The 13,896-nt window shown below is 59.7% G+C and carries 12 protein-coding genes; 9 read left to right on the top strand and 3 right to left on the bottom strand.

The genetic code is table 11. The features are described from left to right. A complete protein-coding gene (locus EJA70_RS02205; RefSeq protein ID WP_158829316.1) occupies positions 1–882 on the bottom strand; it encodes an acyl-CoA dehydrogenase family protein in 882 nt (293 codons plus the stop codon). A 153-nt stretch (positions 883–1,035) separates the two neighbouring features. Here EJA70_RS02205 and olsB point away from each other — a divergent pair, with 153 nt between their 5' ends. Continuing rightward, the gene (gene olsB, locus EJA70_RS02200; protein WP_158829314.1) at positions 1,036–1,791 is read left to right on the top strand and encodes an L-ornithine N(alpha)-acyltransferase; all 756 of its coding nucleotides are present in this window, start codon (positions 1,036–1,038) and stop codon (positions 1,789–1,791) included. Further along, the gene (locus EJA70_RS02195; RefSeq protein ID WP_158829312.1) at positions 1,791–2,582 is read left to right on the top strand and encodes a 1-acyl-sn-glycerol-3-phosphate acyltransferase; all 792 of its coding nucleotides are present in this window, start codon (positions 1,791–1,793) and stop codon (positions 2,580–2,582) included. Before olsB ends, EJA70_RS02195 begins: the two co-directional genes overlap by 1 nt. A gap of 125 nt (positions 2,583–2,707) precedes the next feature. Here the strand turns inward: EJA70_RS02195 and EJA70_RS02190 are convergent, their stop codons facing one another. After that, on the bottom strand, positions 2,708–3,286 hold the full coding sequence (locus EJA70_RS02190) for an ACP phosphodiesterase (RefSeq protein WP_158829310.1): 579 nt from the start codon (positions 3,284–3,286) through the stop codon (positions 2,708–2,710). A gap of 169 nt (positions 3,287–3,455) precedes the next feature. On the opposite strand from EJA70_RS02190, the gene EJA70_RS02185 reads away from it, so the two are divergent. From EJA70_RS02185 to EJA70_RS02170, 4 genes are all read left to right on the top strand, one after another. Further along, positions 3,456–3,758 carry a helix-turn-helix transcriptional regulator gene (locus EJA70_RS02185; protein WP_008080109.1) on the top strand — a complete coding sequence of 101 codons (303 nt, stop codon included), beginning with the start codon at positions 3,456–3,458 and terminating at the stop codon, positions 3,756–3,758. Positions 3,759–3,792: 34 nt separating this feature from the next. Beyond that, complete coding sequence (locus EJA70_RS02180; RefSeq protein WP_158829308.1) at positions 3,793–4,959, top strand: MFS transporter; 1,167 nt, start codon at positions 3,793–3,795, stop codon at positions 4,957–4,959. A 28-nt stretch (positions 4,960–4,987) separates the two neighbouring features. Beyond that, a complete protein-coding gene (locus EJA70_RS02175; protein ID WP_008080107.1) occupies positions 4,988–6,037 on the top strand; it encodes an alkene reductase in 1,050 nt (349 codons plus the stop codon). 186 nt (positions 6,038–6,223) lie between these two features. Continuing rightward, a complete protein-coding gene (locus tag EJA70_RS02170; protein ID WP_158829306.1) occupies positions 6,224–6,928 on the top strand; it encodes a hypothetical protein in 705 nt (234 codons plus the stop codon). Positions 6,929–7,161: 233 nt separating this feature from the next. Here EJA70_RS02170 and emhR read toward each other — a convergent pair whose 3' ends face one another. Next, positions 7,162–7,794: an efflux system transcriptional repressor EmhR gene (gene emhR / locus EJA70_RS02165; protein ID WP_008080104.1), complete on the bottom strand. Its 633-nt coding sequence runs from the start codon at positions 7,792–7,794 to the stop codon at positions 7,162–7,164. A gap of 266 nt (positions 7,795–8,060) precedes the next feature. On the opposite strand from emhR, the gene EJA70_RS02160 reads away from it, so the two are divergent. From EJA70_RS02160 to emhC, 3 genes are read left to right on the top strand one after another with little or no spacing between them, the layout of a single operon-like run. After that, on the top strand, positions 8,061–9,218 hold the full coding sequence (locus tag EJA70_RS02160; RefSeq protein WP_008080103.1) for an efflux RND transporter periplasmic adaptor subunit: 1,158 nt from the start codon (positions 8,061–8,063) through the stop codon (positions 9,216–9,218). A 3-nt stretch (positions 9,219–9,221) separates the two neighbouring features. Continuing rightward, on the top strand, positions 9,222–12,374 hold the full coding sequence (gene emhB / locus EJA70_RS02155; RefSeq protein WP_158829304.1) for an efflux RND transporter permease subunit EmhB: 3,153 nt from the start codon (positions 9,222–9,224) through the stop codon (positions 12,372–12,374). Next, the gene (gene emhC, locus EJA70_RS02150; protein ID WP_158829302.1) at positions 12,371–13,831 is read left to right on the top strand and encodes an efflux RND transporter outer membrane subunit EmhC; all 1,461 of its coding nucleotides are present in this window, start codon (positions 12,371–12,373) and stop codon (positions 13,829–13,831) included. Before emhB ends, emhC begins: the two co-directional genes overlap by 4 nt. The last annotated feature ends 65 nt before the right edge of the window (positions 13,832–13,896 follow it).

Raw genomic sequence — 13,896 nt, 5'->3', positions numbered from 1 at the left:
CTACAGGGGACGTTGAAAAGCTTTGGCCAGGCGTTTGGCTCGGGCGGCGGAGGCCAACCGCATCACTCCTTGATCGCGCTGCCACATCATCGCCCACTCCGGATTACCGTCGCACAACGCCTGACTCACCTCGCCCTCCAGCGAATCAAATTGCGCAAACAACCCACCCAACAACACATGCCCGGCCGGATTGTTCGGCGGTTGCCGACTCGCCTCTGCACACCCGGCCAACAGCGCCAGCAAGCGCAATTGCAGCGCTTGCGGCCAATCGCTGTCCCGCCCGACGCCATACAGCCACGCGGTCATCGCGCTCAACACATAGACATCTTCAAGGGTACGGAACGGTTTCACATAAGCGTCCCAACCATCCCCCGCCAACAACTCACACAGCGCGCCATCGAGCAGCAACCGACCATGACTGATGTCCGGCATCAACGGCAGCGCCGGCAGTTTTTCCACGCTCACGCCGGGTTCGCCGCGATACACCACGGCCAGACTCAGACGCGGACTTTCGCCGGGTTCTTCACTGCGCGCGGCAATCAGCAGCCAGTCCGCCGCATCGCCGGCGGTGACGAAATCCTTGCGTCCGCTCAGGCGCAAATCGCTCAGTCGCGTTTGCATATCCGCCGGGCGCAGGCTGCGCTGTTCGGTCGCACACAGAGCGCCAAGGCTGAGCGGCGCGCTCGGCCACAACATGCGCAATGCCGCCTGATAACCGACCAGAAACGCCAGCCCCGGCGTCGCCATCCGCCGCCCGCCCGCGACCGCCAATTCGAACGGTGTGACGTTGCCCAGTTGCTGCAACAACGTCGCGAAACCCTCGGCCAGGTCAGCAACGGCAGGCAATCGTTCACGGCTGTGCAGCAGATCTGGCCAGGGCAAAAGAGGCTCCTTGTGGGCTGTCATATAAGCATCACCGAACGTTCATGGCGATGACACCGGGGCTACATAGCCTGACTTTGCACAACACGGCTGCATAAAGAAAGTCGATCGGCTGCAACCCACGACGGGTTCAAGGCCCGTACGGAGATTCACATGACTCAGATCGCCCGCATCAGCGACACCGGCAATGAACGCCGCCTGCAAGCCGAACGCCTGATCGGCGCCGAGGCCTTGCAGCAAGCCCAGGCCTTGCGCTTCAACGTCTTCAGCGGCGAATTCAACGCCAAGCTGAAAGGCGCGGAACTGGGCCTGGACATGGATGATTATGATGTTCACTGCAGCCACATCGGCGTGCGTGACTTGAACACCGGGCGCCTGGTGGCGACCACGCGTCTGCTCGATCACACCGCCGCCAGCAGCCTCGGCAAGTTCTACAGTGAAGAAGAATTCAGCCTGCACGGCCTGCCGCATCTGCAAGGCCCGATCCTCGAAATCGGCCGCACCTGCGTCGACCCGGCGTACCGTAATGGCGGCACCATCGCCGTGCTGTGGGGCGAGTTGGCCGAAGTGTTGAATCAGGGCGGCTACAGCTATCTGATGGGTTGCGCGAGCATTCCGATGCAGGACGGTGGCGTTCAGGCGCACGCGATCATGCAGCGTCTGCGCGAACGCTATCTGTGTACCGAACACCTGCGCGCCGAGCCGAAAAATCCGCTGCCGACGCTGGATATTCCCTCCAACGTAATCGCCGAAATGCCGCCGCTGCTCAAGGCCTATATGCGTCTGGGCGCGAAGATCTGCGGCGAGCCATGCTGGGACGAAGATTTCCAGGTCGCCGACGTGTTCATCCTGCTCAAGCGCGACGAACTCTGCCCACGCTACGCCAAACACTTCAAGGCGGCCGTGTGATGAGCCGGCTGCGGGTGTACGCGCGGATCGCGCGGGTGCTGCTGGTGGTCTCGCTCGGTTTGACCATGGCCAGCGTGTTCGGCGTATTTGAACGGATTGGTCTGGCGCATTCGATGGAGCGGCGTCAGCGTTGGTCGCGTTTTTTCATGGCACGCCTGAGCAACGCCCTGCCCTTTCGCATGACCGTGCTCGGCGAGCTGCCCAGGCAGCCGATGCTGTGGGTCAGCAATCATGTGTCGTGGACGGACATTCCGTTGCTCGGCATGCTCACGCCGCTGTCGTTTCTGTCCAAGGCTGAAGTGCGCACCTGGCCGGTGGCCGGTTGGCTGGCCGCGAAGGCTGGCAGCCTGTTCATCCGCCGTGGTTCGGGCGACAGCCAGTTGATCCGCAAGCAGATGACCCGTCACCTGCAAACCGCTCACCCGCTGCTGATGTTCCCGGAAGGCACCACCACCGATGGCCGCTCGCTGCGCACGTTTCACGGTCGCTTGCTGGCGGCGGCGATTGATTCCGAAGTGATGCTGCAACCGGTGGCGATTCGTTATCTGCGTAACGGCGAAATCGATGCGCTGGCGCCGTTTATTGGTGACGATGATTTGCTGTCGCACTTGATGCGTTTGTTCAGCAACGATTGCGGGGATGTCGAAGTTCACCTGCTCAAGCCAATTGCCTGTCAGGGTCGCGAACGTGCGGCCCTGGCGTTCGAGGCGCAGCAGGCGGTGCAGAAGGCGTTGTTTGGATCGATCCCGGAAGTCCGACAATCGCCAGTGCGCCCGGCAATTGCTGCCTGAAATACAAACTTTGAAATCACCCTAAGACCCTGTGGGAGCTGGCTTGCCAGCGATACCGGCAGACCAGTCGACATCTAAGCTGGATGTGCCGACGCCATCGCTGGCAAGCCAGCTCCCACAGGGATTCAGGTTGTCTGAGAGAATTGAGAAAAGTGCTGGAGATGCGGGTAGAAGAGCCGGAAGTCTTCACTCAGCGGCTCATACAACCGCCGCAATTCCTGCATCGCCCCCGCCAGCTCTTCTGGCCGGCTCAAGCGCCGCGAGATCCCGCGCAACACCTGTTCCAGCACTTCAAATTCCTGATACGAACCCAACCAGTCATTGGCGACCATATGCGGCGCAATCTTCGCCAGTCGCTCGGGCAACTGCTGCTCATGGGTGAGTACCCGATAAACGTCTGCGGTGAAGATCTCCAGCGGTTGATCGGCGTACAACCGCCAGTCTCGCGCCAAACAGTGATCGAAAAACACATCGAGCACGATTCCCGCATAACGCCGCCGCGTATCGGTAAACCGCCCCAAGGCGATGTCCACCAGCGGATGGCGATCGGTAAACACGTCAATCCGTCGATGCAGTTGAATCGCTGCCTCCACCTCCGGCGCAAACTGCCCTTGCAACCGACCTTTGACGAAGTCGCCATACAGGCTGCCGAGCAATTGACCGGGGCGCTGGCCACCGAGGTGTAAATGTGCGAGATAGTTCATGGGCGCAGCTTAGCACCGCGCCCTGCAATCGACACCTCACCATATCGTTATAACCCGATATACCGATTTATGCGCTCATCAGATCAAAATCATATTGGTATATCGCGAAATACCGATTTAAAGTTCGCCTCATCGCGATATAGCGTTGTACACAACCGAGCACCCTGCCATGAACCTTGACCTCGACGAAATAATAAAAGCCCTGGCGCACCCAGTACGGCGAGACATCCTCAACTGGCTGAAAGACCCGAAAGCCGAGTTTCCGGAACAGCTGCACAACCACGAGTACGGCATCTGCGCCGGACAGATCGATCAGCGCTGCGGCCTGTCGCAGTCGACTGTTTCTGCCCACCTCGCGACGTTGCAACGCGCCGGGTTGATCAGCAGCCAGAAGGCCGGGCAATGGCACTTTTTCAAACGTAACGAGGACGTGATCCAGGCGTTCCTCAGCACCCTCAGTAAAGAGCTCTGACCCTTAACGTCAGCCAGCCGACAAGGAAACACACATGCCCCTCTCGCTACTCATCCTCGCCTTGAGCGCCTTCGCCATCGGCACCACCGAATTCGTCATCATGGGCCTGTTGCCCGATGTCGCGGCCGACCTCGGTGTGTCGATTCCCGGCGCCGGCTGGCTGGTGACCGGTTACGCCCTGGGCGTGGCCATCGGCGCGCCATTCATGGCCATGGCCACCGCCAAACTGCCGCGTAAAGCGGCACTGGTCGCGTTGATGGGCATCTTTATTGTCGGCAACCTGCTCTGTGCCATGGCCAGTGATTACAACGTGCTGATGTTCGCCCGAGTGATCACCGCGCTGTGCCACGGTGCGTTCTTCGGTATCGGTTCGGTGGTGGCGGCCAACTTGGTGCCGGCCAACAAGCGTGCATCGGCGGTGGCCTTGATGTTCACCGGTCTGACTTTGGCCAACGTGCTTGGCGTGCCGTTGGGCACTGCGCTGGGTCAGCAATATGGCTGGCGCTCGACCTTCTGGGCGGTGACCGTGATTGGCGTGATTGCGCTGATCGGCCTGATCCGCTTCCTGCCAGCCAAGCGTGATGAAGAAAAACTCGACATGCGCGCCGAACTCGCCGCCCTCAAAGGGGCTGGGATCTGGCTATCGCTGAGCATGACCGCGTTGTTCGCCGCCTCCGTCTTCACCCTGTTCACCTACGTTGCGCCGTTGCTCGGCGAAGTCACCGGCGTGTCGCCGCGTGGCGTGACCTGGACCCTGATGTTGATCGGCCTGGGCCTGACCGTCGGCAACATCATCGGCGGCAAGCTCGCCGACAAAGGCATGGCCGCCACGCTGATCGGCGTATTCATCACCATGGCCGTGGTCTCCACCGTGCTGACCTGGACCAGCGTCGCGCTGATCCCGACTGAAATCACTCTGTTCCTCTGGGCCACCGCGTGTTTCGCCGCCGTGCCTGCACTGCAAGTCAACGTGGTGACCTTCGGCAAGGCCGCACCGAACCTGGTCTCGACCCTGAACATCGGCGCCTTCAACGTCGGCAACGCCCTCGGCGCCTGGGTCGGCGGCAGCGTCATCGCCCACGGCTATGGCCTGACCAGCGTGCCACTCGCGGCCGCCGCCCTGGCAGTGCTCGCCCTGCTGGTGACCCTGATTACTTTCCGTCAGAACGGCAATACCGATCTGGCCCCCGCTACTCACTGATTAACTTTCACCTACGAGGGTTGTAGACATGGCAACTATTTTCGATCCGATCAAACTCGGCGACGTCGAGCTGGCCAACCGCATCATCATGGCTCCACTGACCCGCTGCCGCGCCGATGAAGGCCGCGTACCGAATGCGTTGATGGCTGAATATTATGTACAGCGCGCCTCCGCCGGCCTGATCCTCAGCGAAGCCACTTCGGTGACGCCGATGGGCGTGGGCTACCCGGACACCCCGGGCATCTGGTCCAACGATCAAGTGCGCGGCTGGGCCAACGTGACCAAAGCCATTCACGGCGCTGGCGGCAAGATTTTCCTGCAACTGTGGCACGTCGGTCGCGTCTCGCACCCCTCGTACCTCAACGGTGAAGCGCCGGTTGCCCCGAGCGCCATTCAGCCAAAAGGTCACGTCAGCCTGGTTCGCCCGATGGCCGACTACCCAACACCACGTGCGCTGGAAACCGCTGAAATCGCCGACATCGTCGACGCCTACCGCACCGGCGCCGAGAACGCCAAAGCCGCCGGTTTTGACGGCGTGGAAATCCACGGCGCCAACGGCTACCTGCTCGACCAGTTCCTGCAAAGCAGCACCAACCAGCGCACCGACAACTACGGTGGCTCTTTGGAAAACCGTGCGCGTCTATTGCTGGAAGTGACTGACGCAGCGATCGAAGTCTGGGGTGCCGGCCGTGTCGGTGTGCACCTGGCACCGCGCGCCGACTCCCACGACATGGGTGACGACAACCTGGCGGAAACCTTCACCTACGTCGCGCGTGAGCTAGGCAAGCGCGGTATCGCGTTCATCTGCTCCCGTGAAAAGGAAGGCGCGGACAGCCTCGGCCCGCAACTCAAAGAAGCGTTCGGCGGCCCGTACATCGCCAACGAGCGCTTCACCAAGGACAGCGCCAATGCATGGCTGGCCAGTGGCAAGGCTGACGCGGTGGCGTTTGGCGTACCGTTCATTGCCAACCCGGATCTGCCGGCTCGCTTGCAGGCCGATGCGCCGTTGAATGAAGCGCGCCCGGAGTTGTTCTACGCTAAAGGCCCGGTGGGTTATATCGACTACCCGACGCTGTAAGCCGTACTACGAAAAAAACAAAAGCCCCGACGTGTAAACGTCGGGGCTTTTTTATTAGCCTCCATCCATGCAACTTACCACTGTATACATAACGGGCAATCATTCTACATATCCGCAAATACAAGCCCGAATGAACTTCCTGTTGATGACTGATAGTTTTGTTCAAACATCAAAAGGAGCTGCACCATGGAAGGCAATACCGATATCAACATTGATGACTACGAAGATTTCGAAGAATACGAAATCATAGAGCAGGTCGACCTCGCTTCGGTGAATTCGACACTGGTGTTTGCACTGGCACAGATCAACCCGATCGCCGCGGCTATTCTGCACACTGCACTGGCGGGCCTTTCTCCTGAGAAAGTCCTTGCTCTGGAGGATAAATCGCAGGTCCCTCCGACATTCCTCGACTACCTCAAGCAGGCGAGTGATGCCGAACAGGATGAATGGAACAGTATTTCGCGCATTGGCTCTTATACGAGCATCCTGATCAGCATTTATAACAACACCAACGAAGTGTTCACATTGCGCCATGCCAACTGGGACCACAGCCGCGTAGCCACTTCCGACTTCGATATTGAACCCATGCAAACCATGAGCTTTACTTTGCGCCACGAAATACCGGTGGTTAAAGTCAGTTCAAAAACCAAAGGCCCGACAACGATCAATCATGGTTTTGCGTTTGCAAGCGAGTCGTACGGTTTCGAGTTTTCGACGTTACTGAAACTAAAGAAAAAGTACTCTACGTTTTCGTTCTCGCCACCGACCATTCCTCATCGCGAGCATAAAGTCGCTTCGACGGGACGCAAGGCCTTGCGCTGCAGTTCGAAAATCTCGCGCGCGCTGCCGAATCGCCCTTACAGCTACGCGGTAGCCATCACACTGGGCTGACAGATCAACGACACTGACAGGTGCCTCGCAACGGGGCACTTTTGCATCGGCTGTTCGCGTATTGCCGCGCAAGCTGCCGGATGCGGCCCGTACGATCATATCCGGGCAACAATTTTCCTACAAAATAGCCCGGCATCCGGCTGTCAACGGACAAACCGAGCGTATATAAATGCACTCTTGCTCAACCCCACACGTGGTAAAACTCTGTTCACCTGCGAAGGCTGTCAGTACTTTCATTTGCGCAGGCTCGGGCTCAGGCGCAGCATATCCAGTCCTGTATCGACCCAACGCTCGGCCTCGGCATGCAGCTCAAAGCTGTCCGGTGCCAGAAGCCACCCATACAGGAGGCCATCGATATAAGCATGAATGCTGATGGCCGCACGGGCAGTGTCGAGATCTTCCGGCAACTGGCCGCGATTCACCGCATTACGCAAGGTCAGGCCGATACGCAGATTGCAATCGAGGCTGGCCGTCCGGCGCTGCTGGCGCAAATCGCACATTTCATCGGTGAATTCGCACTTATGAAACAGAATTTCGTTGATACGCCGGGTTTTCGGGTCCAGCGCAACTTGATGAAACAAATGAATCAGCAATTTGCGCATGCAGCCCAGCGGGTCGAGTTCGTCCTCGCTTTCACTGGCCTTGGCCAATTCATCCAGCGGCTCATGCAGGCTGTCGAGCATGGCCTGAACCAGGTCGGCCTTGTTGCTGAAATGCCAGTAGATCGCGCCGCGCGTCACGCCGGCCATGGTCGCGATGTCCGCCAGCGTCGTACGAGCGACACCCCTTTCATAAAAGGCTTTCTCCGCCGCTTCCAGAATCTGGCTGCGGGTTTCTTGAGCTTCCTCTTTGGTACGACGGACCATGGCAGTAAAACCTCAAACAGGATGTTTCAGGGATGGCTGAATATCCGCTGAATAAAGTGGGGGCGATCTCTCGTGAATCGGCTCCCCGGCCTACAATTTCAAACCTTGCGACGTTTTTTGTACCAGGGTGGGTACGACGCCAAGGTGTTTACAAACAACCATGAACGTAAGTATATTACTTAGCAAGCTACTTATCCACCCGGCATCATTTTTTTACCCTTCCACACTTCTTGTGCGCTTTTCGCGCGCCTGACCCGAGGATCTTCATGCAATTCAAGCCAGCTGTTACCGCTCTGGTCACTGCCGTCGCCCTGGCATCGCTGCTCAGCGGATGTAAAAAGGAAGAAGCGGCACCGGCCGCTCCGCCCCCTCAGGTCGGCGTCGTCACCCTGCAACCACAAGCGTTTACCCTCACTTCCGAGCTGCCAGGTCGCACCAGTGCGTTCCGCATCGCTGAAGTGCGTCCACAGGTCAACGGCATCATTCTCAAACGTCTGTTCAAGGAAGGCGGCGATGTCAAAGCCGGCCAGCAGCTGTATCAGATCGATCCGTCGGTCTATGAAGCGACCCTGAAAAGCGCCGAAGCCAACCTGCGTTCGACCAAGTCGATCTCCGACCGCTACAAGCAACTGGTCGATGAGCAGGCTGTCAGCCGCCAGGAATACGACACCGCCGTGTCCAACCGCATGGAATCGGAAGCGTCGTTGCAGACCGCGCAGATCAACGTGCGTTACACCAAGGTCTACGCGCCGATTTCCGGTCGCATTGGCCGTTCTTCGGTGACCGAAGGTGCGCTGGTCAGCAATGGTCAGACCGACGCGATGGCGACCATTCAGCAACTGGACCCGATCTACGTCGACGTCACCCAGTCCTCGGTTGAACTGCTGGAATTGCGCCGCGAGCTGGAAAGCGGTCGTCTGCAGAAGTCCGGCGAAAACTCGGCAGCGGTCAAACTGACCCTGGAAGACGGCAGCCAGTACAAGCTCGACGGTAAGCTGGAATTCTCCGAAGTCACGGTTGACCCGACTACTGGTTCGGTGACTCTGCGTGCGGTGTTCCCGAACCCGGATCACACCCTGCTGCCGGGCATGTTCGTCCGCGCCCAGTTGCAGGCCGGTGTCAACGCCGCGGCCATTCTGGCGCCGCAACAAGGTGTGACCCGCGACCTCAAAGGCACCCCGACCGCACTGGTCGTCGGCGCCGACAACAAGGTCGAGCTGCGTCAGCTCAAGGCCAGCCGCACCGTCGGCAGCCAGTGGCTGATCGAAGATGGCTTGAAGGCGGGCGATCGTCTGATCACCGAAGGGCTGCAATACGTGCGTCCAGGTGTTCAGGTCAACCCGACCGAAGCTACCAACGTAGGCAAAAAGAACCCGGCCCCCGCTCAGCCAGCTGACAAAGCCGCTGGCGGCAAAGGGGAGTAACTCATGTCAAAATTCTTTATCGACCGTCCGATTTTCGCCTGGGTAATTGCCCTGGTGATCATGTTGGTCGGGGCACTTTCGATCCTGAAATTGCCGATCAACCAGTACCCGAGCATTGCGCCTCCGGCCATTGCGATCTCCGTGACCTACCCGGGCGCTTCGGCGCAAACCGTGCAGGACACCGTGGTCCAGGTGATCGAGCAGCAGCTCAACGGTATCGACAACCTGCGTTATGTATCCTCGGAAAGTAACTCCGACGGCAGCATGACCATCACCGCGACCTTCGAGCAAGGCACCAACTCCGACACCGCGCAGGTACAGGTTCAGAACAAGCTGAACCTGGCCACCCCGCTGTTGCCGCAGGAAGTGCAGCAACAAGGTATCCGCGTGACCAAGGCAGTGAAAAACTTCCTGCTGGTGATCGGCGTGGTATCGCGTGACGGCAGCATGACCAAGGACGACTTGTCCAACTACATCGTGTCGAACATGCAGGACCCGATCTCGCGGACCGCCGGTGTCGGTGACTTCCAGGTCTTCGGTGCCCAGTACGCGATGCGCATCTGGCTCGATCCGGCCAAGTTGAACAAGTACAACCTGACCCCGGGCGATGTCAGCACCGCGATCTCGGCGCAGAACGTCCAGGTGTCTTCCGGTCAGCTCGGCGGTTTGCCGGCGCTGCCTGGCCAGCAACTGAACGCCACGATCATCGGCAAGACCCGTCTGCAGACTGCCGAGCAGTTCAAGGCAAGTCTGCTGAAGGTCAACCAGGACGGCTCGCAAGTGCGTGTCGGCGACGTCGCTGACGTCGGTCTGGGCGGTGAAAACTCGAGCATTTCCGCGCAGTTCAACGGCAGCCCGGCCTCTGGTCTGGCGGTGAAACTGGCCAACGGTGCCAACGCCCTCGACACCGCCAAAGCGCTGCGCAAGACGATTGACGACCTCAAGCCGTTCTTCCCGGAAGGCATGGAAGTGGTGTTCCCGTACGACACCACCCCGGTGGTGACCGAGTCGATCAAAGGTGTCGTTGAAACCCTGGTCGAAGCGATCGTGCTGGTGTTCCTGGTGATGTTCCTGTTCCTGCAGAACTTCCGCGCCACCGTCATCACCACGATGACTGTGCCGGTGGTATTGCTGGGTACATTCGGCATCCTCGCGGCCTTCGGTTTCAGCATCAACACCCTGACCATGTTCGGTATGGTGTTGGCCATCGGCTTGCTGGTGGACGATGCCATCGTCGTGGTGGAAAACGTCGAGCGGGTGATGAGCGAAGAAGGCTTGTCACCGAAGGAAGCGACCAAGAAGTCCATGGGCCAGATCCAGGGCGCACTGGTCGGCATTGCGCTGGTTCTGTCGGCGGTACTGCTGCCGATGGCGTTCTTCAGCGGCTCTACCGGTGTGATCTACAAGCAGTTCTCGATCACTATCGTTTCGGCCATGGCCCTGTCGGTAATGGTTGCGCTGATCTTCACCCCGGCCCTTTGCGCGACCATGCTCAAAGCGATTCCGAAAGGTGAACACGGCACGCCGAAGAAAGGTTTCTTCGGCTGGTTCAACCGCAACTTCGACCGTGGCGTGCAGAGCTATGAGCGCGGTGTTGGCAACATGCTGTCGCGCAAAGCACCGTACCTGCTGGCTTACCTGCTGATTGTGGTTGGCATGATCTGGCTGTTCACGCGCATTCCGACTGCGTTCCTGCCGGAAGAAGACCAGGGCGTACTGTTCGCCCAGGTGCAGACCCCGGCCGGTTCGAGTGCCGAGCGTACTCAGGTGGTGATCGACGAAATGCGCAGCTACCTGCTGGATAAAGAAGCAGGCGCAGTGTCCTCGGTGTTCACCGTGAACGGCTTCAACTTCGCCGGTCGCGGTCAGAGCTCGGGTCTGGCGTTCATCATGCTCAAGCCGTGGGACGAGCGTAACGCGGACAACAGCGTGTTTGCCCTGGCCCAACGTGCCCAGCAGCACTTCTTCACTTTCCGCGACGCGATGGTGTTTGCTTTCGCCCCGCCAGCGGTACTGGAGTTGGGTAACGCCACCGGTTTCGACGTGTTCCTGCAAGACCGCGCCGGTATCGGTCACGACAAGCTGATGGAAGCGCGCAACCAGTTCCTGGGCCTCGCCGCTCAGAGCAAGGTGCTCTATCAGGTGCGTCCGAACGGACTGAACGATGAACCGCAATACCACTTGGAAATCGACGACGAGAAAGCCCAGGCCCTTGGCTTGAGCCTGACCGACATCAACAGCACGCTGTCGATCTCCTTCGGTAGTAGCTACGTCAACGACTTCATCGACCGTGGTCGTGTGAAGAAGGTTTACGTGCAAGGTCAGGCCGGTGCTCGCATGAGCCCGGAAGACTTGAAGAAATGGTACGTGCGCAACAACGCCGGGACCATGGTGCCGTTCTCCGCCTTCGCCAAAGGCGAGTGGATCTACGGTTCGCCGAAGCTGGCCCGTTACAACGGCGTGGAAGCGATGGAAGTGCTCGGTTCTCCGGCGCCGGGTTACTCCACCGGTGAAGCGATGGCCGAAGTCGAAGCGATTGCCAAGAAGCTGCCGGCGGGTGTCGGTATCTCCTGGACCGGTCTGTCCTATGAAGAACGTCTGTCGGGTTCGCAAGCGCCGGCGCTGTACGCCCTGTCGCTGCTGATGGTGTTCCTGTGTCTGGCGGCGCTGTACGAGAGCTGGTCGATTCCGATCGCCGTTATGCTCGTGGTACCGCTGGGTATCATCGGTGCACTGCTGGCCACCAGCCTGCGCGGTCTGTCCAACGACGTGTACTTCCAGGTGGGTCTGTTGACGACCATCGGTCTGGCGGCTAAAAACGCCATTCTGATCGTCGAGTTCGCCAAGGAACTGCATGAACAGGGCCGCAGCCTGCGTGATGCGGCGATTGAAGCCTGCCGCATGCGTCTGCGACCGATCATCATGACGTCGCTGGCCTTCGTCCTCGGTGTTGTACCGTTGGCGATCTCCACCGGCGCCGGTTCAGGCAGTCAGCACGCGATCGGTACCGGCGTGATTGGCGGTATGCTCACGGCAACGATCCTGGCGATCTTCTGGGTCCCACTGTTCTTCGTCACGGTTTCGTCCATCGGCCAGCGTAAAATCGCCGATCCAGATGACGATGCTAAAGAAACTCCTAAAGAGGCTGGCCAATGAGCAAGTCGCTACTCTCCATCGCAGTCGCCGCCTTCGTGCTGAGCGGTTGCTCGCTGATACCTGACTATCAGCAGCCTGAGGCTCCGGTCGCAGGTCAGTACCCGCAGGGGCCGGCGTATTCGCCGGCCCAGGCACCGGCGCAAGCCGCTGCCGAGCAGGGCTGGAAGCAGTTTTTCCATGACCCGGCCCTGCAACAGCTGATCCAGGTGTCCCTGGAAAACAACCGCGACCTGCGTGTCGCGGCACTGAACATCGACGCCTATGCGGCTCAATACCGCATTCAGCGGGCCGACCTGTACCCAGCCATTTCGGCCAATGGCACTGGCAGCCGTCAACGTCTCCCGGAGCGCGCTTCGCAGACCGGCGAGTCGATGATCAGCAGCTCGTACTCGGCCACCGTTGGCATCAGCGCCTACGAACTCGACCTGTTCGGTCGCGTTCGCAGCCTGAGCGAACAAGCGCTGCAACAATACTTCGCCACGGAAGAAGCGCGCCGCAGCACCCAGATCAGTCTGGTGGCCAGCGTCGCCAACGCTTACCTGACCTGGCAAGCGGACAAGGAACTGCTCAAGCTGACCCAAGACACCCTCGGTGCCTTTGAAGAAAGCTACAAGCTGACCAGCCGCAGCAACGAAGTCGGTGTCGCTTCGGCACTGGATCTGGCGCAGTCGCGTACCTCGGTGGAAAACGCCCGTGCACAACTGGCGCGCTACACCCGCCAGGTCGCGCAGGACGAAAACAGCCTGACCCTGCTGCTCGGTACCGGTATCCCGGCCAACCTGCAAGCGGCCAAACCGCTGTCGGATGATCTGCTCAGCGACGTGCCGGCCGGTCTGCCATCGGATCTGCTGCAACGTCGTCCGGACATTCTGCAAGCCGAGCACAACCTGAAAGCGGCCAACGCCAACATCGGCGCGGCCCGTGCAGCGTTCTTCCCAAGCATCAGCCTGACCGCCAACGCGGGCACACTGAGCCCGGATCTGTCCGGTCTGTTCAAGGGTGGTTCGGGGACGTGGCTGTTCTCGCCGCAGATCAACCTGCCGATCTTCAACGCCGGCAGCCTGCGCGCCAGCCTCGACTACGCCAAGATCCAGAAGGACATTGGCGTGGCGAACTACGAGAAGTCCATTCAAACGGCCTTCCAGGAAGTCGCCGACGGCCTGGCCGCCCGCCAGACCTACACCGAGCAGTTGCAAGCGCAGCGTGACTTCGTTCAGGCCAACCAGGATTACTACCGCCTGGCCGAGCGTCGCTACCGCATCGGTGTCGACAGCAACCTGACCTTCCTCGATGCCCAGCGTCAGCTGTTCAGCGCGCAACAAGCACTGATCACCGACCGCCTCGCGCAGCTGACCAGTGCGGTCAACCTGTACAAGGCCCTGGGCGGTGGCTGGAATTCGCAAACAGCGCAGAACGAGCCGGTGAAAGAAGAAGCACCGAAGATGAGATTGTTCTGATCATCATCCGGTAAAAACAAGAAGCCCACCGATTGGTGGGCTTTTTGTTGTGTCTGAAAAAGTTG

Origin of the sequence: Pseudomonas sp. PB103 (assembly GCF_009764635.1) — a bacterium.
Classification (GTDB): Bacteria; Pseudomonadota; Gammaproteobacteria; order Pseudomonadales; family Pseudomonadaceae; genus Aquipseudomonas.
This window is presented reverse-complemented; position numbering and strand designations above follow the sequence as displayed.

Coding starts and splice junctions, on each gene's coding strand:
- EJA70_RS02160 (WP_008080103.1), top strand. CDS start 8,061: ATGCAATTCAAGCCAGCTGTTACCGCTCTGGTCACTGCCGTCGCCCTG.
- EJA70_RS02175 (WP_008080107.1), top strand. CDS start 4,988: ATGGCAACTATTTTCGATCCGATCAAACTCGGCGACGTCGAGCTGGCC.
- emhB (WP_158829304.1), top strand. CDS start 9,222: ATGTCAAAATTCTTTATCGACCGTCCGATTTTCGCCTGGGTAATTGCC.
- emhR (WP_008080104.1), bottom strand. CDS start 7,794: ATGGTCCGTCGTACCAAAGAGGAAGCTCAAGAAACCCGCAGCCAGATT.
- EJA70_RS02185 (WP_008080109.1), top strand. CDS start 3,456: ATGAACCTTGACCTCGACGAAATAATAAAAGCCCTGGCGCACCCAGTA.
- EJA70_RS02180 (WP_158829308.1), top strand. CDS start 3,793: ATGCCCCTCTCGCTACTCATCCTCGCCTTGAGCGCCTTCGCCATCGGC.
- olsB (WP_158829314.1), top strand. CDS start 1,036: ATGACTCAGATCGCCCGCATCAGCGACACCGGCAATGAACGCCGCCTG.
- EJA70_RS02170 (WP_158829306.1), top strand. CDS start 6,224: ATGGAAGGCAATACCGATATCAACATTGATGACTACGAAGATTTCGAA.
- emhC (WP_158829302.1), top strand. CDS start 12,371: ATGAGCAAGTCGCTACTCTCCATCGCAGTCGCCGCCTTCGTGCTGAGC.
- EJA70_RS02190 (WP_158829310.1), bottom strand. CDS start 3,286: ATGAACTATCTCGCACATTTACACCTCGGTGGCCAGCGCCCCGGTCAA.
- EJA70_RS02195 (WP_158829312.1), top strand. CDS start 1,791: ATGAGCCGGCTGCGGGTGTACGCGCGGATCGCGCGGGTGCTGCTGGTG.